This window comes from Roseibium sp. (assembly GCF_965232425.1).
Lineage (GTDB): Bacteria > Pseudomonadota > Alphaproteobacteria > Rhizobiales > Stappiaceae > Roseibium.
Genome location: NZ_OZ246971.1, coordinates 5,837,182 through 5,862,766 on the forward strand (window position 1 = coordinate 5,837,182; position 25,585 = coordinate 5,862,766).

Sequence of the window (25,585 nt, forward strand, 5' to 3'; positions counted from 1 at the left end):
TACTGTTCTGAATACGAAACAAGCCGGAATCTTTCACCATGGAACTGCTGCAGAGTGATATTCAGCCGGACCCGGTCCCTTTTTTTGTTACGGGCCCGGGCGCAAGCGATATTCTTTTTGTTGCCGTGGCAATCGTCCTGGTTCTGATCCTGCTCGGCTTCGGAGCGCTTTACTTCACGATACAGGCCCTCCCCGATCGCCTGGCGTCCGGTGCCGGCAAGGCGCAGCTGCAGATTGTCGGGATTCTCGGGCTGCTGTCGCTGTTCCTCATGAACAACGCCCTTTGGGTCGCTGCGCTTCTGCTCGCTGCCATCCCGGTTTCAAGGATCGTTGTTCCGGTCAAGGTCCATTCCCTGAGGCGCCGCCCTGCAAAGACCGGAACCAGGACACCTGACTGATGCTCGAACTTCTTTTCAGTGCTCTGGTCACGATCCTGCCGGACTATCTTTATCGCCGGTACAAACAGGGCAAGCGCCTTGGACACGAGATCAACCTCTTTTCGGTCTGGTACGAGCTGCGCTGGGGCATTACCGGCTGCGCGGTGCTGGCCATTTCACTCCTGACCGTCATCTTCTATTTTCATCCGACAACCAACAATGTGACGTCGCTGTTTCGCACCGTGTCCATTTTGAGCGACAGGCCGGGACGCGTTGAGGAGGTCTACGTCTCAGACAACCAGTTTGTCCGGGCGGGCGAGCCGATCTTCCGTCTGGACACGCAGCGGCAAAGAGCCGCCGCCGAAACCGCAAGACGGCGCATTCTGGAAGTGGACGCCGCCATTGCGGTCGCCAGGTCCGAGATTGCGGCCGCAGACGGTGCCATCGTTGCAACGCAAAGCCAGTTGAAGCAGGCCGAGGACGACCTGCGCCGCCGTGAGGATCTCACCGACCGCAACCAGACAATCGTCAGCGAACAGGAACTCGAACGCCTTCGTTTGACCGTCATCGGGTTGACCGGAACACTTGCGGCGGCCGAAGCCCAACGGGACGTCGTTGTCGGACGCCTCGAAACACTGCTGCCCGCGCAACGCGACAGCGCGGAAGCCGCCTTGCGGCAGGCAGAGACGGAAATCGAAAAGTCGACCGTGTTTGCAGGCACGGATGGCACCGTGCGGCAGTTCAAGCTGAAGCCGGGCGATCTTGTCAATCCGATCCTGCGTCCCGCCGGAATCCTTGTGCCCGACGGATCCGGTCTCGGACGCTTCCAGGCCGGGTTCGGACAGATCTCGGCACAGGTGCTTCATCCCGGAACCATCGTGGAAATCACCTGCGCGTCAAAACCACTGACCGTCATCCCGATGAAGGTCGTCGAGGTTCAGCAGGCGATCGCCAGCGGGCAGCTGCGCCCGACCGACCAGTTGATCGACATTCAGGACCGTGCCCGTCCCGGCACCATCCTGACCGTGATCGAACCTCTCTATGAAGGTCATGCGGATTATGTTCCCCCGGGAAGCCGATGCATTGGCGTCGCCTATTCGAGCCACGAAAAGGCCATCGCGGCCGGAGAGATCACGGGCTTCTCGGCCTTCATCTCGCGCATTGTCGACGGCATGGGCATCGCGAACGCGATCGTCATTCGTGCGCAGGCCCTGCTGCTGCCCGTCAAGGTACTGGTGTTCTCCTGATGGACCGGTATTCTCCTGCATCGCGCCTGAACCCTGTACATTTAAGTTTAAGTTGACCTGGTCCGCCTGTTTGTCAATTTATTTGCATGTCTTGGTTGAGTCGTTCTTTCGGTCGCAAGAAACCACCACAAATCTATCTCGGCGACGTCCAGATGCGTTTGAACTGGAACCTTTTGAACGTATTTTTCGACGATCTGGACTACACTTCGGAACCGCAGCCGAGCCCCCAGGTCCTGCGCGAGCACTTTTCCAGTTTTCTAGGGCTGCAAAAACATGACCCCTCAGTTGCTTCTGCTCCTGGCGACCGATTGTTTCACTTGGCCATTGTCGACCTGCATCACGGATTCTTCGATACCCTCCGCGACGCAGACTTCTGGATGCCCCTGTTTTTGCGACCATCCGTGACTGTTCAAGGCTACCTGCTCGATATCGACACCGGTGATCTGCTCGCCGAGGAAAAGTGGACACAAAAGCCCGGTTGGGTGCGCTATCGCAACCCGCGCATTCTTGCCCCAAGTCTCCTGTCCGGAGCCGATGCTGCCGGTGCTGATCTGGACCCGCCGATGTGCGAAACGGCCGCGGTAAAAGTGCTCATGCGCCTGAAACAACAGGCGGATGGCAAGACCTGACGCCCCCGGCTCACCTACCTTCTGGAAAAGAACAGGATCACCTGACGCGCCTGGCGCTGGAAGACGCCGGGACCCTTGGGTTGCTCCGGGTGTTTCTCCACGTCCCTGACCACCTGCCGCACCAGGACGAGCGCCAGGAGCCCGAAGACGATGCCGCCCGCGGCCTGCCCGATCAGCACGCCGGGTGCGCCGAGATAGGCGCCTCCGAGCCAGACAAACGGAATGGTGCCGAGCGTATGGCGGCCCCAGTTCATCCAGGTGGAGTAGAACGGGCGACCGAGATTGTTGAAAAAGGCATTCGAGACAAACAGGATGCCGTTGAAGAAGAACACCAGCGCAAGCGGACCGCAAAAGAGATAGATCAGCGTGAGCGCCATGCCGTCCGCGTCGAACAGCCGTGCGATCGGTTCGCGCAGCATATAGAGCGCCAACGCCGCGACACCCACGACAAGAGCGGTGAACAGCAGGGCATCGCGCAAGGTTTCTCGGACACGGTCGAAGCGCCCTGCTCCGTAATTCTGACCGGCTATCGGACCCACCGCGCCGGACAGCGCGAAAATGGTCGCAAAAGCCAGCGGTGTCATGCGCCCGATGACGGCCATTCCGGCAACGGCGTCCTCTCCAAACTCCGCCATGGAGCGCGTCACCCAGGCCTGACCGACAGGCGTTGCCAGCTGGGTCAGGATGGCCGGGAAGGCAATCGCGGATACCGGCGGCAGGTCCCTGAACAGCTGCAACGGCCGCGGCAGACTGAGGCCGCCGTGATACCGTATGATCGGTGCGAGCGCATAGGCCGCGATCGCGACGCGCGAGATTGCGCTGGCAAGGGCCGCTCCGGTCAGTTCAAGGTCCAAGCCGAAGATCAGGATCGGATCGAGAACGGCATTGACGATACCGCCGACGATGGTCGACATCATCGCCCGCCGTGCATCGCCATGCGCGCGCAGAATGGCCCCGCCCGCCATTCCCAGCAGCAAGATGGGCAGGGTCGGCACGATGATGGCCAGGTACAGAACGGCCAGGTCGTGCGTGATGCCGCGCGCGCCGATCAGGGTGACGAGTTCGTCAAGCGCGAGCCAGACACCGAGCGCAAACGCGGCCGCGAACAGGAAGCCGGCGGTCAGGGCGTTCGATGCCCGCTGGCGCGCCCGTTCCCTGTCCCCTGCGCCGAGCGCCTGCGCGACAAGCGCCCCGGCCGCAATCGCGACGCCGATATTGAAGGAGGTCGTGAAGAACAGGATAGCGCCTGCATATCCGATCGCTGCCGCCAGTTCGTCCTTGCCGAGCATGGAAATGAAGATCATGTCGACGAAATCAACGGCAAAGATCGCCATCAGGCCGATCGAGGACGTCAGAGACATCACCGTGACGTGTCGAAACAGGTTGCCTTCAAGAAATCGCGCCTGGGACATCTGGCCTGGTCAAGTCGGCTCACGGGACCTGCCGGGTCCGGTGGCGAATGCGGAAAAACGTTCGAAGACAGTTCGAGGGTGCGGACTTATAAATGAAGCCGTACCCTAGCTGAAAAACCGGCCTTGCAGAAGTCTTGTCTGCGCCCGCGAAGCAAAGCTCTACAAACAGACGCCTTGCGGCTGCCCGGCGATCTATGGTCCATACTCTAGACGCGGTCCGGGATCGAATACCCCGTATACCGATTGGATTTCGCAAAGGCGTCATAGATGATTTGCGTCTGTCTTTCCGACACGGGGCAAATCTCTCGAAACCCGGATTTCGCCTTTGTCGTCAGCTCGACTTCGAAACCAAGCATATCTGCGACAGACCTCAGCTCTTCGGCCAGGGTCTCGTACTTCAGAATCCGGTGCACCAGCAATCCGCCATGCCTGTCGGTGTATTTTCCGACATCGACGGGAAACTTCCCCCGATCCACGTAGTCATCCCAAGTGAGGCCCTGGTTGCCCCTGTTGTGGAGAGGACTGTTGATCAACATGCTGTAGTGGCTCATGCACTTGTCTACCGGTTCACGCTCGACACAAAAGACAAAGTACTTCCGGAAAGCCCTGCGCCCGACGATCTTCCTGATTTCGCGTGCGCTCATGTGGTTGGAGCAGGTCCGTGCGAACAGGCCGAATTTCCTGTAAGCGAAATTTTGCGGCGTGTGGCCGGCGACCGCCGGCACGATCGGTGTCGCAATATCGTCCGCGCCGAGGACCTTGTTGAGGTCAACCTCGATGGATGTTCCGGCCGTTTTGACCGTCTTGACGAAAATGAACTTGTGTCTGTGACTGACAATCACGGCATCCTCGCAGCTTACGAACAAAAAATGCAGCGATTTCGGAGAAGCAGTCCAAGTTTGCGCGCACGAGTTTAAAGGTCTGTTGCTGGATCCATCTAATTACTTCATGCGCAGCCGACAACACAGTAGATGATATAATTCAATATAATATTCTTATTTAGCCATCCAAACCTTAAATTCATACTGATATTTACTTAATATTTCTCCCGTTAGGTTAGTTCATGAGCGAAAACACTATGGTCCGGTTTAACCCGAAATGGGTCTCGTGAGACGGTCTTCCGTCAACAAGACTGGATTCCGGCCGCGGCGCAGCGGAAGGCCGGAATCCAGTAACCACTTGTTTCTTCGTCTTTTCCAATCTCGGGCCAATGGGAATACGGATCGCGGTCACACTCATTCATATTGAACGATTACAGAGAGGAAATCCTCCTCGCTCGTGACGACAGTGTGGTGACCTTTGCCGTGCTTGTCCTCCATATGCCAAACATCTCCCGGGCCAATGTCCCTGTACTCGCCGTCACTGGCGGTCACGCGCACTGTACCAGATAGGCAAATCAGTTTTTGGACGACAGGGGTTGGATGAATTGGCTCATTCCAACCAGACTTCAGCCTCAAAAACATGGTTTGCTTCACGACCTCAGGCGCAGAAATCTCTATTGCCTTTGCAGGTGGCGCAAAGGTCTGTTCTTGCAATTCAACCTCAATATCTTCCCAGTGGCTCTCACCTTGAGGGTCGCAATAGAGTTTTTGGAATTTCAATTGTTTTGCCTTTCGTAGAGACCAAGTCGCATAATCCACCAATTGATTGCAGACCTTGGGGTAATTCGCAGAGACCTGCAAGTTGGCCTCGAATCCATCGATCTACCTGACGGACCAGGATGTCGTCTCTTGGGGCAATGCAAACAATGAAGCCAGGCACCCAGGCGTGATCTGCCCGGACGATGCGGCCCCTACACCATCTGCGACAAGGCGCATTTGCGCGCATCCTGCGCCCAGGTCCCACAGGTGATCTCGTAAGGCCGTCGGGCTTGCGCGCGCAACTGAAAAACGTGCGGCCTGCGCACGTGCTTGGCCCAAAAGCAATGCGGCGCTCCCATATCCTGGAAGCGCCGCATGAATCTTGCAATGTCGTTCGAGCGATTAACGCTTGGAGAACTGGAACGAACGACGTGCCTTGCGCTTGCCGAACTTCTTACGCTCGACAACACGGCTGTCGCGAGTGAGGAAGCCGTTTTTCTTCAGGACACCGCGCAGCTCCGGCTCGTAGTGGGTCAGCGCCTTGGAGAGGCCGTGACGCACGGCACCGGCCTGGCCGGACAGACCGCCACCGGTGACGGTTGCGATAACATCGTACTGGCCATCACGGTCGGTCAGCATGATCGGCTGACGCAGGATCATCTGCAGAACCGGACGGGCGAAGTACTCGGTGAAGTCCTTGCCGTTGACGGAAATCTTGCCGGTGCCGGGCTTGATCCAGACGCGTGCAATCGCGTCTTTCCGCTTGCCGGTTGCGTATGCACGGCCCTGTGCGTCCAGCTTCTGGACATGGACCGGAGCTTCGGGAGCAGCGGTGTCGACCGCGCCGCCCAGTTCTTCCAGGGATTGCAGCTCAGCCATTGTTAAGCCCTCCTGCCGTCATTCTTTGCGTTGAGGCCTTTTACGTCGACCAGTTCGGGCGACTGAGCTTCATGCGGGTGGTTCGGACCAGCGTAGACCTTGAGGTTCTTGAGCTGCTTGTTGGACAGAGGGCCGCCCGGCATCATGCGCTGCACGGCTTTTTCCAGGACACGCTCGGGGAAACGGCCTTCCAGGATACCGCGCGCGGTGCGCTCCTTGATGCCGCCCGGGTGACCGGTGTGCCAGTAGTATTTCTTGTTGTCGTACTTACGGCCGGTGAGCACGACCTTGTCGGCGTTGATGACGACGATGTTGTCACCAGTGTCGACATGCGGCGTGTAGGTCGGCAGATGCTTGCCGCGCAGGTGGTTGGCGATGAAAGCGGCGAGACGGCCGACAACCATGCCTTCTGCGTCGATCAAGATCCACTTTTTCTCGACCTCAGCCGGCTTGGCAGAGAAGGTCTTCATGTGTTTGATCCAACTTGGTCGGTTAAGGAAAGGGCCCGCGCAGCTTCCAAATGAGCCGGCAAACGGACCCTGAATTCATTCGAGGCAGCTTATACGCCGGCACAAGAGGGGCGTCAAGACTCATTATTTCTATGCTGCCTTTATTTTCCTATATCTTTCAACGCTTTACGAAAACGGTATTATAGTACCACACTAAACTTGACTGCTTTGGTCATTGCCGGCCTCGCCTGAAAGCTCGGCAAAGCTCATCCGCGCGGCGGCACGGAATAAGTGGCCGTTGCATGGGCAACAAGGTCTTCGTCCCCTGCCCCGGCAATCCCGCATTCGACCACGGCAAGCCGCTTGCCCAGTTTCAGAAGACGGCAGGTCCCGAGCAGATCGCCCGGCTGGGGCTTGCGCAGGAAGTTGATGTTGAAGTTTGTCGTGACCGCGAGGGCCACCGGACCGATATGCGCCAGGATGACGACATAGGCAGCAAGATCGGCAAGCGCCATCATCGAGGGGCCTGAAACCGTGCCGCCCGGTCTCAAATGAAGGTCGGTCGCCGCAAGGCGCATCACCGCCTCGCCTTCCGAAACGCTCTCAATGGAATAGGCGCGTCCACCGGCATGGATCTGCGGAAACTCCCTGTCGAGAAACGCTGCAATCTGTTCAGCTGTCATGACCGGCTGCATGAAAGTCTCCTATGCCTCTCATTTCATGCCGGTATTCCGGCCTTCTTTTACGTAAACGTCAAACAAGGAGAATTGCAAGTGCCGCTTTCCGTGAATATGTCACTCGGCGGGGTGAGCACCGGACTTGCGCCGCTTTTCAATGGCATAGTTACCTCGATCCCAAAGCCATGCCGCAAACCTGCGAAGGCCGATGCCGGTGCGCATTTCGAATTCCTCGAAATGAAAGCGCGATGCGCGCATTCCCTTCAAGACAAGACCGCTCTTCAACGCCTTGCGCATGGCAACGGGGCCGCAGAAAAAGACATGGGCCCGTGCGAGTTCACCGCCAAGGTCCGTCGCGATACGTTCAGGCGTCAGCCGGACGCCTTCGGCCGAGTTGACGATGATCACTTCGAGGTTGGAAACCGCTTCCGCTATTTTGTCAAGCTCGACCGCGTAGGGAATGTCGTCTCGTTCGCGAACGCAATAATAAAGCTTTACCTGGCCCGTTTCCCGCTGCTTCAGGTGCTCGGCAAAGGCGAGGAACGGGGTTATGCCGATCCCGGCACCGACCCAGACCTGCGGATCTCTTCCGGACGGCATCGTAAAGTGGCCGAAAGGTCCGGAGACGGTTGCGTCCATGCCCTGTTCGACTCTGTCGCGAAAGAGGCGGGTGTAGTCGCCGAGATCCTTGATCGAAAACCGCAGAACCCGATCCTGGCGCGGTGCGCCACTCAGCGTGAAGGGATGCTCTTCGGAGAGCCCACTTCCTGAAACCGAGAGAAAGGCGAATTGCCCCGGTTTGTGTTTCAGGCCCCGTCCACTGGGCGTCAACTCGACTTCCGTCAATCCACCCAGATGCTTTACCGAGGAAACCGTGTAGCCGTGCCCACGCGGCGCCATGGGCCTCAGCACGGACATCCAAGTATAGCTGATAAGCCCGAGTAGACAGAATGCGGAAATGTAAAGCCCGAGCGGTTCGGCATTGGAGAAAGGTTTCTCGATGAAGAAGAAATGGAAGGCGCCCAGCGCGAAAAAGATCCCGATCAACCGGTGGCTCCACTTCCACAAGTGATAGGGAATGAAGGTGATCACGGATGCAAGCACCAGAATGAGAAGCCCGTAAAGGCTGATCTCACCGATGTCCTCGGCAATACCGGCAAGCGGACCGCCGCGCAGCCCGTTCATTTCCGCATCGATTATGTCGTGAAGGCCAATGGCGACCATGGCGATGACGCCGAGCCACTTGTGCAGCACATAAATCCTGTCGAGAGGACCGAATATCGTTTCCAGGCCCGGCGTCCGGGTGGCAATGAACTGGTTGAGCCCCATCAGCACCAGAGCCGCAGACCCGAGATATTGACTGAATAGCGCGATCGGATCGCGGGACGTAGCCAACGGCACATACCAAACAACGGGAACGAGGCATGCGGCGGCAATCAGTATTAGACCGAAGTTTCTCAAACAGATCTCCACTAGGTTTTACCGCGGGACGCGCTGGCAGGAGTGGCACAGCGACGGCGTAACAGGAGATCGTTCAAATTCAATAAAACTTCCTTGGTGCAGGTTGCACTACCGCGTTCCTAGTAGAAAATCATCCCGCGCCGAGACTGATGGCTATTGATGTTTGAATGGAGACCCGGATGCGAAATATCTGTTTCGCCAGTGCCCTGTTTTCCGCTGTTTTCCTGTTGGCGGTTCACGGTTCGAGTGTTGACGCGTGCGCCGACGACTGGACCTACATGGACGACCGCTCGAGCCCGCAGAAATTGGTTGAGAGCTACTATTTCGCGATCAGCAACCGCTATTACGCGCAGGCTTACGGCTATTTCAAACCGGATTCAGCGCCCGGCGATTTCGAAGCGTGGTCCTCAGGATATGCCAAAACCAAATCGGTCACCGTCAAGTTCGGATCGACCGCACCCGATCCCGGAGCCGGTCAAATCTACTGGGCCCTGCCCGTGGTGATCGAGGCCATGCAGACAGACGGCAAGACCCTCGTCTATTCCGGCTGTTACAAGATCCACATGAGCAACCCCGGCATGCAGACCGATCCGCCCTACAAGCCGATGGCAATCGATTCGGCGAGCCTCAAGGAAACAAACGCGTCCTTCAAGGATGCAAAGCCCGGCAGCTGCTGACCTTGCTAGGCTCTGCGCCGACCGCGCCGGCGTCCGCTCGATGCCGATCCTTCGCTCTCCGCCCGGGCTGCATCCGCGGCCTTGTTGGGCGGCGAGACGAGCGGGCCGATGTCACTCAGGATTTCATCCAGTGTCGGGCGTTCGCTGGTCGAATGGCTGTCGAGCGCTGCCCGCATCGCGGCAAGATGCAAGGGTGAGGTTCCGCAGCAGCCGCCAATGATCCGGGCACCGGCATCCAGCGCCTTGTGCGTGTAACGCGCCATCAGGTCGGGCGTGCCGGTATAGACAACTTCGTCGCCCTGGATCTGCGGGATACCGCAATTGGCCTTGGCAACGACAATCGCGTCCGGATAGGCGTCGGTGATTTCCATGATGGCCGCCAGAAGATCGGACGCGCCGACACCGCAGTTGGAGCCAATGGCAACCGGCGTGCATGCAAACTCGGTTTGCAGATCGCCCAAACCCTTGGGCGGCAGCCCCATCATGGTTTTGCCTGCCGTATCGAAACTCGCCGTGATCACCAGCGGCAGGTCGAAGTCCTTTGCAGCCTCGGCAACGGCCTTCATTTCCTCCACGGCGGACATGGTTTCGGCCCAGAGCGCGTCAGCCCCGCCTTCAACCAGCCCTTCCATCTGCTCACGAAAGGCTGCAACGGCGTCTTCGAAACTCAGTGCACCAAGCGGCTGGAAGAGTTCCCCGGTCGGACCGATCGACCCGGCCACCAGAACCTCACGCTCCACGGTCGCGGCGACTTCGCGTGCCAACTGAACGCCAGCCGCGTTGAGTTCCCTCACCCTGCCCTCTGCCTGATGGAGCTTCAGCCTGTGGCGATTGCAGCCGAAGGTGTTGGTCAGAATGATATCGGCCCCAGCATCCACGAAGGACTGGTGCAAGGCGCGGATCTTGTCGGGCTCGTCCGTGTTCCAAAGTTCCGGTGCATCGCCGGAGACCAGGCCCATATCAAACAGGTTGGTGCCCGTTGCACCGTCGGCAAGGAGCGCGCCCTTGCGCGACAGCAGGTCTTCAAGTTTCGACATGCGGAGGTCTTTCAAGTCAAAATTAGGCGGTGTGGCCACCCCAAGGAAATACAGATGCCTGCAATAGCAGAACCCGCGCAGAAGTCCACGCGGGTTTTGCGGATTACGTAAATGCAGGGCCATGCGCGTTCCAGAACGCCCAGCGCTCCATGCAAACGCCGCGGATCAGCTGCGCGGCTTGAGGTTCTCCGGATCGTAGAGCGGCGCATAGCCGACGCCGGCGACCTCGACCGGGTACGTCTCCGACATGTATTCCACGTTGAGCTTGCGGCCGACCTCACAGTAGTCCTGCGGAAGATACGCCAGCGCGATGTTCTTGCCGATGGTCGGCCCGAAGGCGACGGACGTCGTGTAGGAAATCCGGCCCAGACTGTCGACCAGCGTTTTTCCCGTATCCTGGTCCATGACCGGCATGGCGCCGACCGGGTAACGCCTGACGCCAGTGCTGTCGGTGTTTTCCGTCATCACCAGGGTGCAGAGCATGGCCGGTTGCTTGTCGCGGGCCCGATATTCCAGGTGCTTCGCCTTGCCCCGGAAGTCGGCTTCCTTGACCTTCGGACGCGCCAGATCGGCCTCGTAGAGATTGTACTGGGTCAGCAGGTCCGCGTTCTGCAGCCTGAGGCTCTTTTCCATGCGCCGGGAGTTGGCATAGGTCTCCACGCCAACGGCCATGACCCCGAGGTCCCTGAGTGCGTCCCAGACGGCAAGGCCGTCCTCGTATTTCATGTGCAGTTCCCACCCCTGCTCGCCGACATAGGACAGGCGCAGGGCGGAGACGGGCTTGCCGGCGATCTCGATCTGCCGGATCGCGGCGAACGGGAAGTTCTCCACATCCAGCGCGGCAGGGTCGGCAACGACCTTCTTCAGATTGTCGCGGGCGTTCGGTCCCCAGATGCCGATTGTCGTGAACTCTTCGCTGACATCGGTCACCGTCACATCAAAGCCTTTATCTGCGGCGATGCGCTTGACGTAGTGATAGTCGCGCGGTCCGGCGTCGGCACCGTCAACGATGCGGCACCGGTCGGCCATGCGGAACACCGTCAGGTCGGCGCGGACGTTGCCTTCGTCGTCGAGGAAGTGGGTGTAGATGCCCTTGCCGATGTTGGTGTCACCACCGATCCTGGCTGCACAGAGCCACTCCAGCAGCGCGACGTGATCCGGACCGGAGACGTCGAACATGTAAAAGTGCGACAGGTTGATGATGCCGCAGTCTTCGCTCATGGCCAGTTGCTCGGCATTCGAGACGCGCCAGAAGTGGCGGTTGTCCCACTCGGCCTCGCGCACCGGGACGCGGTTGCCGTATTTTTCCAGCAGATGCTCGTTGGCCGCATAGCCGTGCGCCCGCTCCCAGCCGCCGAGTTCCATGAAGTGGCCGCCGAGTTCGACTTCCCGCTCGTAGAAGGGTGACCGTTTGACACCGCGTCCCGTCGCATAGGGCTCACGGGGATGGATCGCCGGGAAATAGATCTTCTGCGCAGCCTCATAGCAGCGCCCGGCAATGAAGTCCTCGGTCATCTGGTGTGCGTAGAACCGGGAGTAGTCGATCGGCGCGTGGTCGATTTCCGTACGCCCGTCCGTGATCCAGTCGGCGATCAGCTTGCCGTATCCCGGTCCGTCCTTGACCCAGATCGCCACGCAGTACCACAGGCCGCGGACCTTCTGGCTTTCGCCGCAGGACGGACCGCCGGCTGCAGAAACCTGCAGCAGGCCGTTATAGGAATGGCCTTCGTTATAGCCGAGTTCACCGAGGATCGGGGTGAGCTCCATGGCGCGTTCGAGCGGCTCGATGACCTGTTCCATCTCAAGATCACGCTGGGACGGCGACAGGCGCGCCTGGTCCTTTTCCAGCAGATCACGCGGGTGGCACATGCGCGGGTTCTCGGTTTCGTAGTACCCCCATTCGATCTGTCCACCTTCGGCGGTCTTGGGATCGCCGGTATCGCGCATGTAGGCGGAATTGCCCTGATCGCGCAGCAGCGGATAGCCGATGTCTTTTCCGGTTCCCTCGAACTCGTTATAGGGGCCGAAGAAGGTGAGCGGGTGATCGACCGGCATGACAGGCAGATCCTCACCCACCATTGCCGCAATCTGCCGCCCCCAGAGCCCGGCACAGACAATGACATGATCCGCCATGATCGTGCCGCGATGGGTGACGACGCCCTTGATGCGGCCGTCTTCAACGATCAGCGACTGCGCAGGCGTATTCGCGAAGGCCTTGAGCTTGCCGGTCTGCTCGGCCATGTCGACAAGCCTGCCCGCCACCGTCTGCGAGCGCGGCACGACAAGGCCGGCATCGGGATCGAACATGCCGCCCTGCACCTGGTCTTCCTCGATCAGCGGAAACAACTCCTTAATCTCGGCGGGCTCGACAAGGCGCACATTGGTGCCGAATGCCTTGCCGGACGTGACCTTGCGCTTGATCTCTTCCATCCAGGTGTCGTCGCCTGTGCGCGCGACCTCGAGACCGCCGACACGTGCGTAGTGACCCATCTTGTCGAAGAACTCGATGGAGTACTGCGTCGTCCAGACGGACAGGTAATCGTGGCTGGTCGTGTAGCAAAAATCGGAGGCGTGCGCCGTCGAGCCGATGTCGGTCGGAATGCCGGATTTGTCTATGCCGACGACGTCGGTCCAGCCACGCTCCAGCAGGTGATGCGCCACCGAGGCACCGACGATGCCCCCCAACCCGACGATGACGATTTGTGCCCTGTCAGGAAATGCCGACATGTTTCATTCCTCTTCATTACGCGGAAACGGCCTGCGACTTCGCCGCCTCATTGCCTTTGGTGTGCACGACCTGCACATCGATCCTTGCGGCGCAGTATCGCGACAGAACGGAAGTGCGAATAGCGTGAATGCGTCATGGCGACATTATGACCACGACACGGTGTTGCCAAATAGGGAGTGCGGCAGCCGCACCGAACCGAAACGGCATGGATGCCATGGTCAAGCCATGGCATGACGACAGTCAGGGGAAAGCAACGCCCAACCGACATCCCGGGAGCAGCGCAGTGGAGCTCCGGGGCCTACTAGCTTACAGAGAAGCGATTGTTTGACAGAGCGGGATCTGCCTGATCCCGCCCAACCTTCTCGTTGTGACGCTACGTGGATTGGGTCCCGGATCAAGTCCGGGATGACACCCGCTGAAGAGAGCATACCCGTCCCCTCGCCTTCCGGGGTGCAGCGCGAGCGGGAAGACGCCAAGCCTGGCCCAGAACATCTGCGTCATTGCCGGACTTGATCCGGCCAGCCAAGCCGTGACGCTTCTGTAGACATGAGCTTTGCAAGGCGGCTACGGAGCGGCATGGATGCCATGGTCAAGCCATGGTATGTCGACGGAGAAAGGCTGTCTGGTGCACCGATCGCCTCAGGACGCCTTCAGCCCTATTTCCAATGCCGAGAGCTGATCCGGGATCCCGTCCGCGCGGCAACGCGTGCGTGAACAAGGCTCCGGAGCGGGGGGATGCGACATTCATCGGCAACGTGGCAGCCCGGCAGCGACCACATGGAAGACAGCCGCTGAGCCGGATTTCAGCGCGCCAAGCGACGGTTTTCCGCAATGGTGCTACACTGCCCGCCTCCCGGCACCGGCAGGCAAGATCGATCAAGTCAGGGACATGACGCATTTATGGCAAAGTGCGACGCATCTGGAGCCGGGTTGCACTTGCGCCTGAGAAAGACTACGCACAACTCAAAACACCACCCTTGGAGCTGAATGATGTCAGACGCCGCCCCGTCGGGCCGCAGAGGCCGATCCGCCCGCCGCGAGCGCAGGCAAGCTGGTCCGGCCGGCCAGGCTGTCCCCTATATATCCCGCAAACTCCCGATCTACGATGTCCTCAGTGAAGAAGGCGTTTTGAAGATCGAGGCGAATGCGGATCGCATTCTCGCGGAAATCGGACTGGAATTCCGCGAAGACCCGGAAGTGCTCCGGATCTGGAAGGACGCCGGTGCGGATGTCGACGGCGAGCGTGTGCGGTTTCCGAAGGACATGCTGCGCGAAATCCTGAAGACCGCGCCGAGGCAGTTCACCCAGCATGCGCGCAACCCGGCCCGCAACGTGGAGATTGGCGGCAACAATCTCGTGTTCGCACCCGTCTACGGCCCACCCTTCGTGACCGACCTGGATCAGGGACGCCGCTACGGCACGATCGAGGATTTCAGGAACTTCGTGAAACTGGCCTACATGTCGCCCTGGATGCACCATTCGGGCGGCACGGTCTGCGAACCGGTCGATCTGCCGGTGAACAAGCGCCATTTCGACATGGTCTATTCGCACATCAAGTATTCCGACAAGCCGTTCATGGGGTCAGTCACGGCACCGGAACGCGCGGAAGATTCGGTCGCGATGGCGCAGATCACCTTCGGCAAGGAGTTCGTCGATCAGAACTGCGTCATGATCCAGCTTATCAACGCGAACTCGCCGCTTGTGTTCGACGCGACCATGCTCGGTGCGCTGAAGGTCTATGCGAAGAACAACCAGGCCTGCATCGTGTCGCCGTTCATCCTGGCAGGCGCAATGAGCCCGGTCACCGTTGCCGGGACGCTGTCGCAGGTGCTGGCGGAGGCAATGGCGGGATGCGCGCTGACGCAGCTCATCCGCCCCGGTGCGCCTGTGGTGTTCGGCGCCTTTGTCAGCTCCATCTCCATGCAGTCGGGCGCGCCGACCTTCGGCAGCCCGGAAGGCTCGCTGCTTTTGAACGGAGCCGCCAAGCTGGCGCGCAGGCTCAACCTGCCCTTCCGTTCGGGTGGCTCGTTCACCGCCTCCAAGCTGCCGGACGGCCAGTCGGCGCAGGAATCGGCGCAGACGATCCTTGCAACGCTTCAGTCGGGCGTGAACTTCGCCCTGCACTCCGCCGGATGGCTCGAAGGCGGATTGTGTTCGTCCTACGAGAAGTTCGTCATGGATGCCGATCAGCTCGGCATGATGCACGTGCTGGCAAAAGGCATCGAGGTCGACGACGAGACCCTGGCAATGGACGCCCTGCAGGAAGTCGGCCCGGGCGGGCACTTCCTCGGTGCAGCCCACACGCAGCGGAATTTCGAGAGCGCGTTCTACCGTTCCTCGATCGCCGACAACAATTCCTATGAGCAGTGGCTTGCCGATGGCGAACTCGATGCCGCGCGCAGGGCCAACGGCAAGTGGAAGGAAATGCTCAGGTCCTATACCGGTCCCGAACTCGATCCGGCGATCGACGATGCGCTGATCAGCTTCATGGCCGAACGCAAGGCGTCCTTCCCGGACAGCAATGTGTGAACCGGCAACCGGTGTCCCGGCCCGTGCCGGGACACAAGCCAAAGCAGCGGCGCATAGAGGTGCCTCGGCAAATTTACCTGTTTTTCCTTCTTGAGACTTTTTCGCTAAAACGTCCTGACCGGTTTCAAACCGATTCACCCAGAGCATCCGTCTCACCCGGGCACGAGGACTTCAATGGCACCCCAGAACGCAGGCCTTGGGCCGATCAGGCAGCTGTCCGCCGATCTCATCAAGTGGCAGAACGACGAAGCCCTGCCGATCTGGCTCGCAGAGGGCGCCGACCTTTCCCGCGGGGAATGTTTCGAGGCCATCGACCTTGTTGACCGCAAGGCAACGGATGCGCCGCGCCGCGCGCGTATTGTCCCCCGGCAGATCTATTCCTTTCTGGAAGGGGCAAGGCTGGGATGGAACGGACCGGCGGAAGAGATCGCCGCCGGTCTTTTCGACTGGTTCACGCGCACCTACCTGACGAAATCCGGCTACATCGCCGCCGCAGCCAACCTGAACAACGAGATCGTGGACGATACGTTCGATCTTTACAATCAGGCCTTTGCACTGTTCGGTTTCGCGAACATCGCGGCGTCCGTTCCGAGCCGGAAGGCACTTGCGGAAGAGCACGCCGCCAATCTGCTGAATTTCCTTCTGGAGACCTACAGGCACAGCGAGGCGGGTTTCCGGGAAGCCAATCCGGACAAACGTCCGCTCTGTTCCAATCCGCACATGCACCTGTTCGAAGCCTGCCTTGCCTGGGAAGCCGTTTCCGATGATCCGGTCTGGGCCGAGCTTGCGGACGAGATTGCCGACCTGGCGATGAACAGTTTCATTGATCCGGTCAGCGGCGGTCTGCGGGAATTCTTCGATCTGGACTGGTCCCCGATGCCCGGCGACAAGGGCCGCATCATGGAACCCGGCCACCAGTTCGAATGGGCGTGGCTGCTGTGCAGATGGGGACGTTCGCGGGAGGATGCCGGTGCCCTGGTTGCCGCAAGGCGGCTCTATGACATTGCCTGGACATACGGCATTGACGAAAACCGCGGCGTCACCTTCATGGCGCTCAACGACGATTTCACGGTTCAGAACCCGGTTGCGCGCCTGTGGGGACAGACCGAATGGATCAAGGCGGCGGTTGCCCTGGCCGAAATCTCGAGCGGACCGGAAAGAGACGCGTACCTGGCGGACATTCCCGCAACGGTCGCGGCACTCCGGGTCTATCTTGAGAAGGCACCGGCAGGGCTTTACCTCGACAAACTGGCTCCCGACGGCAGCTTTGCAGATGAGCCGGCCCCCACAAGCTCGCTTTATCACATTGTCTGCGCGATTTCGGAACTTGAGCGGTTCGTGCGCACCTCCTGAGGCGTGAGGACAGGCGCGGTGGCGAAACCAGAGTAAGAAACGACGCAATCTGCCTTTTTCAATTCGGACGGCCATTCTATAGCTGGTCGCAGAATTCGTTTGTTCCAATCGTATAATCGACAAGGAGGCTGAATGCCCCAGGCCCAAATCATTGATGGCAAAGCCATTGCGGAATCCGTGCGCGATGAGATCACGCGCCGCGCGGCAGCCCTTCTCAAGGAAAGCGGAAAACGCCCGGGGCTCGCGGTCGTGCTCGTCGGCGAGGATCCGGCAAGCCAGGTCTATGTCCGCAACAAGGACCGGGCCGCGGAAGCCTGCGGTTTTCATTCGATCAAGCACACGCTTGATGCCGCTTCCAGCGAGGAAGAGGTGCTGTCGCTGGTCGACCAGCTCAACAATGATCCGGAAATCCACGGGATCCTGGTCCAGCTGCCCCTGCCCGGCCATATCGGTGAAAGCAAGGTGCTGCGTCTGATTCGTCCTGAAAAGGACGTTGACGGCTTCCATCCGGTCAATGTCGGTCTCCTGACCGCCGGGGAACGCGACAGCGCCCTTGTTCCCTGTACACCGGCCGGAAGCCTGGTGCTGCTGAAACGCACACTCGGCGACTCTCTTTCCGGAAAGACCGCCGTGGTTGTCGGCCGCTCCAACATTGTCGGCAAACCGATGGCCAGCCTGCTGCTCCAGGAAAGCTGCACGGTCACGATTGCCCACAGCCGCACGCAGAACCTTCCAGACGTCGTGCGTGACGCCGACATCGTGGTTGCAGCCGTCGGACGTCCGGAAATGGTCAAGGGCAACTGGATCAAGGACGGCGCAACGGTGATCGATGTCGGTATCAACAGGATACCGGCACCCGAACGCGGTGAAGGAAAGTCGCGTCTGGTCGGCGACGTTGCGTTCGACGAGGCGGTGGACCATGCCGGCGCCATCACGCCGGTACCGGGCGGCGTCGGCCCGATGACGATCGCCATGCTCATGGTCAATACCCTGACCGCGGCACGACGTCTCATGGGACTGCCGGAAGAAGATCCGCTGTTCTGAGAACAAGCAGGTTCCGAAGAAAAGTAAAACGCGCCGGACTTGTCCGGCGTGTCTGTTTCTACCGCAGAGGAAATCAGTGTTGACCTGCGACAAGAACCGCTTCAACTGATTCCGGCAAACCCTTGCACTGTCTTCTCTCTTGCTTTCAGCCAGTCGTCATGGTCTATCAAGATTCAGCAAGATTTAACCATGGCAGCATACGTTTGCGTTAGTAGGGCTGCATAAGCAGTCCGGACGTTGTGCTTTTCAGTATCGGGAAAGCCCGGCCGGACCAACCCGTCAGGCGGCAGTTAGTGAAGGGTCTACCGTCTTGCTTCTCCGGGCTTGCCCGGATCGCGGTTTCAACCGCACCCAAGGTGTTGGTTGCCAGTATGGCGGCCGGCCCTTTTCGTGTTTCAAAATCCACCGTCGCAATCGGAGCGTTACTTCTCAGCCTCGCGCTGCCGCTTTATCCAGCCGGCGCATTTGAAATCTTCGGGTGGAAACCCTTCGGCGGTGAGGAAGAAGAACAGGGGGAAGCGGTCCCCGATCCCACCCCTTATGAAGCTGAACTCGCCGTCTCGGACGGCGACGAAGACCTGACCGGCGACCTGAAGGGCGCTTCCCTCCTCCTCCAACAGCAGGACAAACCGCCGTCAGGAGAGGCCGGTCTGATCGCGCGCGCGCTGTCGGACCGTGAACGGCTCGTTGCCAAGCTCTACTCGGAAGGCCGCTACGGCGGAACGGTTTCCATCAAGTTGGCAGGCATTCCCCTGGAAACCGCGCTTGAACAGAGCGACCTGCCCGATGCCCGGCCGGTGCGGGTTTCCATTCTGGTAAATCCAGGCCCGGTGTTCACCTTCGGCAACGTTGCCATCACGTCGGACACCAGCGAATTGTCGACGGATCCCTCCTTCTGGGGCCTGACACCTGGCGAGCCTGCCGAATCGGGCAAGATCCTGTCCGCTGAGGGACGCATCGTCGCGCTTCTGCGCGGGCGCGGGTACCCGAAAGCGAGGATCGCCGAACGCAGGATCACCGCAGACCACAGCTCCAACAGGCTGGATGTCACGCTTGTCGCCGACGCCGGGCCTCAGGCCCGGTTCGGACCGGTCGCCGTCAACGGAACCGACGTCACCGATCCGGACTTCGTCAAGCAGCAGGCAATGCTGCCGGAAGGCGGCATCTATTCTCCCGAGGACATCGCGCGGGCGCGCAAGCGGCTGAACGATCTCGGCATCTTCTCGTCCATCCGGTTTGTCGAGGGCGACATTGCGGGACCGGACGGCACTTTGCCGATCACGATCGAAGTGAGCGAACGCAAACGGCATGTCATCGGAGCCGGCGCCTCCTGGTCGAGCACGGAGGGCTTCGGAGTGGAGGCCTACTGGCGGCGGCGCAACCTATTCGGCCGCGGAGAGTTGCTCTCCGTGGAAGGCTCCGTCGGGCGGATCGGCACCGAGAGTTTCGCAAACCAGGAATACTCGGCACGAATCGCCTTCGAAAAACCCGGGGTTTTCGGTCCACTGACCAGTTTCTCGACAAGCCTGGAAGCCAGACAGGAAAACCCGGACGCCTACAAGAGCCGGACCGCGACCTTTAACGCCTTTCTCAACCGCGAGTTTTCCGACACGCTCAAGGGACGCGCGGGCGCGGAGGTTTTCTTTGCCGACGAGGAAGATGCCTTCGGCGAAAACGAATACCTGCTGCTCGGTCTGCCTGCCGACCTCACCTTCGACAACCGGGACGACAAGCTCAACCCGTCCAAGGGCGTTTTTGCATCGGTCTTCGCCGAACCGGCTTACGATACGCTCAACTCCAATGCGATGGGTTTCGTGCGCGGCACGGTGTCCAGCTATTATGCATTGGACAAGGCCAAGCGGTTCATCCTGGCCGGCAAGGTCACGCTCGGGTCCATTTTCGCACCTTCGGTCGAGGCGGTTCCGGCGAGCCGGCGCTTCATTGCAGGCGGCGGCGGCTCCATTCGCGGATATGCCTACCGCAATGTCGGCCCCAGGGTGAACGGTGAGGTTGTCGGCGGCCGATCCCTGGTAGAACTGTCAGGGGAAGTTCGTGTCCGGGTGACTGAAACCATTGGCGTTGTCGGGTTCGTGGACGCCGGAAACGCCTACGAAGACACCGTTCCGGATTTTGCCGAGGATTTGAAGGTGGGCGTGGGCGCAGGTTTGCGGTACTTTACTCCCATTGGTCCGCTTCGCGTCGATGCCGCGATTCCACTCGATCCAGGCAAGGATGATCCCGATTTCGCGTTGTATGTGGGCTTGAGTCAGGCCTTTTAGGGTACGGACCACTTTGAACACCGGTTCGGCAACACTGCTGCCTGGAAACACGTTGCCGAACGCGCTAAACCCTTGAAACCCGATTGATCAGCCTCGCGGCACCGGACAGCAGAAAACTCTGATCCTCATGCGTTTTTTGAACCTGACTCTTCGTATTTTCGGATTTCTCATCGCCCTCGTGGTGGCGATTCCGCTGCTCTTGATTGCCGTGTTGCAGGTGCCTTCGGGCCGCAATCTCGTGTCGAATGTCGTCAGTTCGGTCGCTTCGAACGAAACGCTGGCAATCAAGATCGAGGGGCTCTATCTCAGCTTCGGCCTGAACGCCGCCGTCGAGAACGTTACGCTTGCAGATCAGGACGGCGTCTGGTTCGAAGCCGAACAACTCGGTCTGAACTGGCACCCGCTCCAGCTCCTGTCGGGAACACTCGATGTCGCCAGCCTCACCGCTGACAGGATCGACCTGAACCGGCTTCCTGCCGCTCAACCCGCGAGCGCCACCGAAAGCGAGACCGAAACGAGCGAAGCGTCCAGCGGCCTTGCGCTGCCGCTTGATGTTTCGTTGACCGATCTGTCTCTTGATGAAATCAACATCGGCAACTCCGTTCTCGGCGAACCGGTGTCGTTTTCCGTTGCCGGGTCCGGGGATTTCGAACGCGATCCCGCCCTCATATCCGGCAAGCTCGACGTCAAGAGGGTGGATGGCATCGATGCGAGCCTGAACGCCTCCGCCGAGTTCGAACCCGCCGCGGAAACCCTGGCCTTTGACCTTGTTCTGTCCGAACCGCGCGGCGGAATGGCGGCGCGCCTGCTGGAGGTTCCCGACCTACCGGCCATCCGGCTGGACCTGAAAGGCAGCGGTCCGCTGACGAACTGGGCGGCCAATCTCGGTGTCGCACTGGACGGAAGGACAACCGTCACAGGGTCCGCCAACCTGGAAGAAAAGGACGCGGAACGTCTTCTCACATTCGATCTGGACGGAGATCTCGAACCGCTCGCACCACCGCAAGCCAAGGCCTTCCTGACCGGCACCACGCATGCAGCTGGCAGCGCACGTTTCACACCGGAATTCGCACCCGTCGCGGTTGATCTCGATCTCAAGACTCAGACCGTGGCACTGGAGGCGTCCGCAGACCTTGCCGATGAAAAGATCAACGCCGAAGCAAAAATGACGGTCAACGCCGGCGACAATGCCTTGATCGCCCTTGATCTCGGCGACCGGCGGATCGTTTTCGGCCCCGTTGACGCCACCGTTGCGGTGACAGGCAGCCAGTCGGCGGCAGACTGGTCGACAAACATCGGCATGGGTTCCTTTCAGACGACCGAGGCCAGAACAGGCGCAATCAAGCTTGATGCCAGCGGAACCGGCGCCAACCTGCAAGCGGATGTCCTGACATCGCCCTTCGACCTGCAACTGGCGATCGCCGACCTGGAAGGCCTGACGGCGGAGACTGAACCGCTCACGGGCGGGTTATCGCTCAAGGCTTTGGGAACGGCGAACGGCAGCACCCGGGAAGTCCGGATATCCGACCTCGCGCTCACCTCGTCCGCAGCAGCGCTCACGCTGACCGACACCCTGCTTTCGTCCACCAGTGTTACCGGTCAGGGACGGCTATCGCTGTCCGACATCAGCCTGTTCTCGAAACTGGCGCAACGGGACCTCGGCGGGAGCGTTTCCGCAACTTTTTCAGCGGACCTTGATCCGGCCGAACTCGCCGGAAAGGCAACTGCGGCGGTCACGACGCAGGACGTCGAAACCGGCATTGCCCAGGCGGACGCCTTGATGTCCGGTTCGACGCAGCTCGACGCCGTTGTTGCCCTGGCGGGTGCAGACGACATCACGGTGGAGAGCCTTTCGATCAAGAACGCCGCCTTCGCGGTTGATGGAAAAGCGCATTACCAGAAACAGGAACTGGCTTCGGACATCTCGGTCGACCTTTCCGATCTGGGCAAGCTCGATCCGCAACTTGCCGGCGCGGCCAAACTGTCCGCCCGCACGTCCGGACCGATCGACGCGCTGAATGTCGAGCTGGATGCCTCCTCCAAGCAGATCCTGCTCGCCGGCACACCACTGGACGCGCTCGAGTTCGCGGCGACGGCCATCGCGGACATGGCGGCGCCAAGCGCCAAGGTGACCTCCTCGGCCAGCCTCAAGGGCCAGCCGATTGCGGTCGATATCGAGCTGAAGAGCGAAAACGGCGGCGCCGATATCAACCCGCTGTCTGTCAAACTCGCCGGAAACACCGTTACGGGCGCGCTCGCGGTGGCCGATCTGCAGAAGCCTGTCGAGACCCTCAAGGGCGACCTTGAGATCGACGCCCCCGATCTTGCCTCGCTGTCCCCCCTCGTCCTGACCGAAATCGGCGGACAGCTTAAGGGGAGCGTCCTGGCCGATCCCGACGCTAAGAAACTCGCGATCGATCTCACCGGTTCCGACATAGATGTTCCGTCCCTGAGCATCGGAAGTGTCAGGGTGAAGGCGGACATTGCGGCCCCCTACTCTCCACAGACGGCGACCGCGGATGTCGAGCTCTCCGACCTGATCACCGACGCAACGCCGGTTCATGCGGTGGCGCTATCGGCGAAACCCGAGGGAGACGGCACCTCGATCAATGCCGACGTCAAGATTGATCAGGACAATGACGACGGGCTTTCCCTTGCCGCACGGATCGCGCAACCGGCGTCCGACACCTATGTCGTCGACCTTTCCGAATTGTCCATGCGCTACCAGGGCCTCGCGAGCCAGTTGCTTGAGGCAACACGCATTTCCTATTCGGCCGGGACCGCCGATATCCAGCCGCTCAAGCTCAAGCTCGGCGACGGATCGCTCTCCGTATCGGGAACAGCGGGTCAATCGCTTGACATGTCCGCCGAACTGAATTCCGTGCCGCTCAACCTCGCCAATGCCTTCGTGCCGTCGCTCGGACTGGGCGGAACGCTCTCCGGCTCAGTGAAGGCCGAGGGCAGTTCCGCGGCGCCGGAGGCAACCTGGTCGATTACGGGCGCGGGCCTTACCGCGAGCGAACTGAAGAACAACGGGCTCTCCGCCCTCGCCCTGAAAACGACCGGCACCCTGAAGGACAACCAGGTCTCCCAGGAAACCACGGTCAGCGATCCGAACGGCCTTGCCTTCTCCGCGTCCGGGACAGTGGGCCTTGCCCAACCGAATGCCATTGCGATCTCGCTTGACGGCACCGTTCCGGTCAACGCGCTGAAACGCCCCCTTCTCGAGGCGGGACTGCGGGGCGACGGCTCCGTGTCCCTCAAGGGCAATGTCGGCGGGTCCGCTGCTGCCCCGACCTACCAGATCACCGCGACGCCTGCGGGTCTCAAGGTCACCAGTCTGTCGACGGGTCTGACCGTCCAGAACATCGCCGGGTCGGCGACTGTCACGCAGGAACAGGCGTCGCTGAATTCAATCACGGGTGAGCTTGCCACAGGCGGCTCCTTGTCCGCGTCCGGCAGCGTCGGGATGAACGACGGCTTTCCGGCGGATCTTGCGCTCAAGCTCAATCGCGGGCGTTACGTCGACCCGGGCCTGGTCACGGCAGAAGTCGATGCGGACATCAAGATCACCGGACCGCTCGCCTCCGCATCGAACTCAGTGCTGATCGGCGGGTCCATCACCATCAACAAGGCGGATATTTCAATCCCGGAATATCTGCCAGGGGCGATTCCGCCGGTCGAGGTGAAACATGTGAACGCGTCCCAGGCGATCCGGCAGCAGGTTGCCGATCTTGGCGGAGAACCCAAACAGTCGCAGGCGGAACAGAAGTCCGTGCCGCCGCGTCTGGACATCGTGCTCAATGCACCCGGGCGGATCTTCATCCGCGGGCGGGGCCTCGATGCCGAACTTCAAGGCAACCTCAAGGTGGTCGGCACGACGGCAGATCCGCAGGCCATCGGCGCGTTTTCGCTGAAACGCGGCCAGCTCGACATCCTGACGCGCCGCCTGACCTTCTCGCGCGGCAGCGCCACCTTCGACGGCTCGCTGACACCGCTGATCGATTTTGCCGCCACGACGACCGTCAACGACACGACGATCACCGTTACCGTGAGCGGCCAGGCGGACGATCCGGAAATCGCCTTCACGTCTTCGCCTGAACTGCCCCAGGACGAGGTTCTGGCCCTGCTCCTGTTCGGCAAGAGCGTCGGCAATCTTTCCGCGACACAAATCGCGAGCCTGGCGGCCGCGATCGCGACCCTGACGGGCGGCAGCGACAGCGGGCCGCTGGCGACCTTGCGCAAGTCGCTCGGGCTGGACGCCATCGATATCAACACGGACGGAGAGGACGGCCCCTCCGTCGCCGTCGGGAAGTACATCAACGACAATATCTATCTCGGCGTCGAACAGGGAACGGGATCCGGCTCGAGCCGGGTAAAGGTCGATATCGATCTCGACCGCGGGCTGAAAGTGCGCGGTGAAGTGGGCGCGGACGGTGAATCCAAGGCCGGTATCTTCTTCGAGCGCGAATACTGACGAGCTGTCCAAAACCGTCATTTTTACCGAGGAATTTGCTCATTCCCGCCGTGGCCCACTCTCTATGCGACAAATCGCCCGGCAGCTGTTGCACTGCACAGGCCGATCATGCAAGTGTGCGCGCCATGACCCATCATTTCAGAAAAAATGTTCCGTTCTTGGCGAACGAAACCGTTCATTTGGTGACGGACCGAACCGGCCTCGACGGGAGTTCAGTCATGACGACACGAAGCAGCGAATACACTCTTGGCGAGCGTATCTGCAAGGCGCGCGACGCATCCGGTCTGTCGACAGCGCAGCTTGCCCGCCGCCTCGGCATCAAGACGTCGACCATGCAAAGCTGGGAAAGCGACCGTTCCGAGCCCCGGTCCAACAAACTGGTCCTGCTCGCGGGCGTTCTCAATGTCAGCCCGACCTGGCTGCTCGTCGGGCGCGGAGCGCCTCCCTTCGCGGAGGACCACGACGCTACGGATCTCGACAGCATGAAGGTTGCGCTCGACCGCGTGCAGAAACAGGCTCAGGCGCTCGCGGACGAAATCGCGGTGCTGCAGGAACGCCTCAGCGGATCCTGACAAGGCTTTGCGGGCCCTTCGGGGCCCGTTTTCCCTCCAAACCAGACCTCTGAACGCCCCTCCCTTCGCGAACGGTTGACTGTGATCCGACCGGTCTGACACCTCGGGCCGGGCCCAATTCCCCCTATGGCCTGAAAACGCTTGCCAGACGGCTCAAAGGCGCACTATCTCTTTGAAA

19 protein-coding genes are annotated in these 25,585 nt (G+C 60.4%); 10 read left to right on the top strand and 9 right to left on the bottom strand.

Going from position 1 to position 25,585, the window contains the following annotated elements; translation table 11 throughout:
• Positions 1-38 precede the first annotated feature (38 nt).
• The 3 genes from ACO08A_RS26665 (at position 39) to ACO08A_RS26675 (ending at position 2,253) form a co-directional block, all read left to right on the top strand.
• Complete coding sequence (locus ACO08A_RS26665; RefSeq protein ID WP_422038869.1) at positions 39-398, top strand: hypothetical protein; 360 nt, start codon at positions 39-41, stop codon at positions 396-398.
• Positions 398-1,624 carry an HlyD family secretion protein gene (locus tag ACO08A_RS26670; RefSeq protein ID WP_422038870.1) on the top strand — a complete coding sequence of 409 codons (1,227 nt, stop codon included), beginning with the start codon at positions 398-400 and terminating at the stop codon, positions 1,622-1,624. The genes ACO08A_RS26665 and ACO08A_RS26670 overlap by 1 nt, the downstream gene beginning before the upstream one ends.
• Positions 1,625-1,776: 152 nt before the next feature.
• Positions 1,777-2,253, top strand: a complete 477-nt coding sequence (locus tag ACO08A_RS26675; protein ID WP_422038871.1) for a hypothetical protein — start codon at positions 1,777-1,779, stop codon at positions 2,251-2,253.
• A gap of 14 nt (positions 2,254-2,267) precedes the next feature.
• Here the strand turns inward: ACO08A_RS26675 and ACO08A_RS26680 are convergent, their stop codons facing one another.
• From ACO08A_RS26680 to ACO08A_RS26710, 7 genes are all read right to left on the bottom strand, one after another.
• The gene (locus ACO08A_RS26680; protein WP_422038872.1) at positions 2,268-3,665 is read right to left on the bottom strand and encodes an MATE family efflux transporter; all 1,398 of its coding nucleotides are present in this window, start codon (positions 3,663-3,665) and stop codon (positions 2,268-2,270) included.
• Between the two features lie 206 nt (positions 3,666-3,871).
• Positions 3,872-4,507: a hypothetical protein gene (locus tag ACO08A_RS26685; protein ID WP_422038873.1), complete on the bottom strand. Its 636-nt coding sequence runs from the start codon at positions 4,505-4,507 to the stop codon at positions 3,872-3,874.
• Between the two features lie 393 nt (positions 4,508-4,900).
• On the bottom strand, positions 4,901-5,347 hold the full coding sequence (locus ACO08A_RS26690; RefSeq protein ID WP_422038874.1) for a hypothetical protein: 447 nt from the start codon (positions 5,345-5,347) through the stop codon (positions 4,901-4,903).
• Positions 5,348-5,647: 300 nt separating this feature from the next.
• Positions 5,648-6,124: a 30S ribosomal protein S9 gene (gene rpsI, locus ACO08A_RS26695; protein WP_422038875.1), complete on the bottom strand. Its 477-nt coding sequence runs from the start codon at positions 6,122-6,124 to the stop codon at positions 5,648-5,650.
• A gap of 2 nt (positions 6,125-6,126) precedes the next feature.
• The gene (rplM, locus tag ACO08A_RS26700) at positions 6,127-6,594 is read right to left on the bottom strand and encodes a 50S ribosomal protein L13 (protein ID WP_319387201.1); all 468 of its coding nucleotides are present in this window, start codon (positions 6,592-6,594) and stop codon (positions 6,127-6,129) included.
• A gap of 245 nt (positions 6,595-6,839) precedes the next feature.
• A complete protein-coding gene (locus ACO08A_RS26705; RefSeq protein WP_421982774.1) occupies positions 6,840-7,268 on the bottom strand; it encodes a PaaI family thioesterase in 429 nt (142 codons plus the stop codon).
• A gap of 99 nt (positions 7,269-7,367) precedes the next feature.
• Positions 7,368-8,645, bottom strand: coding sequence for a ferric reductase-like transmembrane domain-containing protein (locus ACO08A_RS26710; RefSeq protein ID WP_422038876.1), 1,278 nt, complete (start codon positions 8,643-8,645; stop codon positions 7,368-7,370).
• 245 nt (positions 8,646-8,890) lie between these two features.
• Here ACO08A_RS26710 and ACO08A_RS26715 point away from each other — a divergent pair, with 245 nt between their 5' ends.
• Positions 8,891-9,388, top strand: coding sequence for a hypothetical protein (locus ACO08A_RS26715; protein ID WP_422038877.1), 498 nt, complete (start codon positions 8,891-8,893; stop codon positions 9,386-9,388).
• A gap of 5 nt (positions 9,389-9,393) precedes the next feature.
• Here the strand turns inward: ACO08A_RS26715 and bmt are convergent, their stop codons facing one another.
• Together bmt and ACO08A_RS26725 are read right to left on the bottom strand one after the other, a co-directional pair.
• Positions 9,394-10,425, bottom strand: coding sequence for a betaine--homocysteine S-methyltransferase (gene bmt / locus ACO08A_RS26720; RefSeq protein WP_422038878.1), 1,032 nt, complete (start codon positions 10,423-10,425; stop codon positions 9,394-9,396).
• A gap of 165 nt (positions 10,426-10,590) precedes the next feature.
• Positions 10,591-13,152: a GcvT family protein gene (locus ACO08A_RS26725; protein WP_422038879.1), complete on the bottom strand. Its 2,562-nt coding sequence runs from the start codon at positions 13,150-13,152 to the stop codon at positions 10,591-10,593.
• A gap of 991 nt (positions 13,153-14,143) precedes the next feature.
• Here ACO08A_RS26725 and ACO08A_RS26730 point away from each other — a divergent pair.
• From ACO08A_RS26730 to ACO08A_RS26755, 6 genes are all read left to right on the top strand, one after another.
• The gene (locus ACO08A_RS26730) at positions 14,144-15,682 is read left to right on the top strand and encodes a trimethylamine methyltransferase family protein (protein WP_422038881.1); all 1,539 of its coding nucleotides are present in this window, start codon (positions 14,144-14,146) and stop codon (positions 15,680-15,682) included.
• Between the two features lie 174 nt (positions 15,683-15,856).
• Positions 15,857-17,035, top strand: coding sequence for an AGE family epimerase/isomerase (locus tag ACO08A_RS26735; protein WP_422038882.1), 1,179 nt, complete (start codon positions 15,857-15,859; stop codon positions 17,033-17,035).
• Positions 17,036-17,167: 132 nt separating this feature from the next.
• Positions 17,168-18,079: a bifunctional methylenetetrahydrofolate dehydrogenase/methenyltetrahydrofolate cyclohydrolase FolD gene (gene folD / locus ACO08A_RS26740; RefSeq protein ID WP_422038883.1), complete on the top strand. Its 912-nt coding sequence runs from the start codon at positions 17,168-17,170 to the stop codon at positions 18,077-18,079.
• 371 nt (positions 18,080-18,450) lie between these two features.
• On the top strand, positions 18,451-20,358 hold the full coding sequence (locus ACO08A_RS26745) for an autotransporter assembly complex protein TamA (protein ID WP_422038884.1): 1,908 nt from the start codon (positions 18,451-18,453) through the stop codon (positions 20,356-20,358).
• A 127-nt stretch (positions 20,359-20,485) separates the two neighbouring features.
• A complete protein-coding gene (locus ACO08A_RS26750; protein WP_422038885.1) occupies positions 20,486-24,835 on the top strand; it encodes a translocation/assembly module TamB domain-containing protein in 4,350 nt (1,449 codons plus the stop codon).
• Between the two features lie 218 nt (positions 24,836-25,053).
• On the top strand, positions 25,054-25,407 hold the full coding sequence (locus ACO08A_RS26755; protein WP_422038886.1) for a helix-turn-helix domain-containing protein: 354 nt from the start codon (positions 25,054-25,056) through the stop codon (positions 25,405-25,407).
• Positions 25,408-25,585: the final 178 nt, after the last annotated feature.

What these genes read in the sequence shown, in the direction of transcription:
- ACO08A_RS26730 (WP_422038881.1), top strand. Translation starts at nt 14,144, where the DNA reads ATGTCAGACGCCGCCCCGTCGGGCCGCAGAGGCCGATCCGCCCGCCGC.
- bmt (WP_422038878.1), bottom strand. Translation starts at nt 10,425, where the DNA reads ATGTCGAAACTTGAAGACCTGCTGTCGCGCAAGGGCGCGCTCCTTGCC.
- folD (WP_422038883.1), top strand. Translation starts at nt 17,168, where the DNA reads ATGCCCCAGGCCCAAATCATTGATGGCAAAGCCATTGCGGAATCCGTG.
- ACO08A_RS26675 (WP_422038871.1), top strand. Translation starts at nt 1,777, where the DNA reads ATGCGTTTGAACTGGAACCTTTTGAACGTATTTTTCGACGATCTGGAC.
- ACO08A_RS26725 (WP_422038879.1), bottom strand. Translation starts at nt 13,152, where the DNA reads ATGTCGGCATTTCCTGACAGGGCACAAATCGTCATCGTCGGGTTGGGG.
- rplM (WP_319387201.1), bottom strand. Translation starts at nt 6,594, where the DNA reads ATGAAGACCTTCTCTGCCAAGCCGGCTGAGGTCGAGAAAAAGTGGATC.
- ACO08A_RS26735 (WP_422038882.1), top strand. Translation starts at nt 15,857, where the DNA reads ATGGCACCCCAGAACGCAGGCCTTGGGCCGATCAGGCAGCTGTCCGCC.
- ACO08A_RS26665 (WP_422038869.1), top strand. Translation starts at nt 39, where the DNA reads ATGGAACTGCTGCAGAGTGATATTCAGCCGGACCCGGTCCCTTTTTTT.
- ACO08A_RS26750 (WP_422038885.1), top strand. Translation starts at nt 20,486, where the DNA reads ATGCGTTTTTTGAACCTGACTCTTCGTATTTTCGGATTTCTCATCGCC.
- rpsI (WP_422038875.1), bottom strand. Translation starts at nt 6,124, where the DNA reads ATGGCTGAGCTGCAATCCCTGGAAGAACTGGGCGGCGCGGTCGACACC.
- ACO08A_RS26755 (WP_422038886.1), top strand. Translation starts at nt 25,054, where the DNA reads ATGACGACACGAAGCAGCGAATACACTCTTGGCGAGCGTATCTGCAAG.
- ACO08A_RS26715 (WP_422038877.1), top strand. Translation starts at nt 8,891, where the DNA reads ATGCGAAATATCTGTTTCGCCAGTGCCCTGTTTTCCGCTGTTTTCCTG.
- ACO08A_RS26705 (WP_421982774.1), bottom strand. Translation starts at nt 7,268, where the DNA reads ATGCAGCCGGTCATGACAGCTGAACAGATTGCAGCGTTTCTCGACAGG.
- ACO08A_RS26680 (WP_422038872.1), bottom strand. Translation starts at nt 3,665, where the DNA reads ATGTCCCAGGCGCGATTTCTTGAAGGCAACCTGTTTCGACACGTCACG.
- ACO08A_RS26670 (WP_422038870.1), top strand. Translation starts at nt 398, where the DNA reads ATGCTCGAACTTCTTTTCAGTGCTCTGGTCACGATCCTGCCGGACTAT.
- ACO08A_RS26745 (WP_422038884.1), top strand. Translation starts at nt 18,451, where the DNA reads ATGGCGGCCGGCCCTTTTCGTGTTTCAAAATCCACCGTCGCAATCGGA.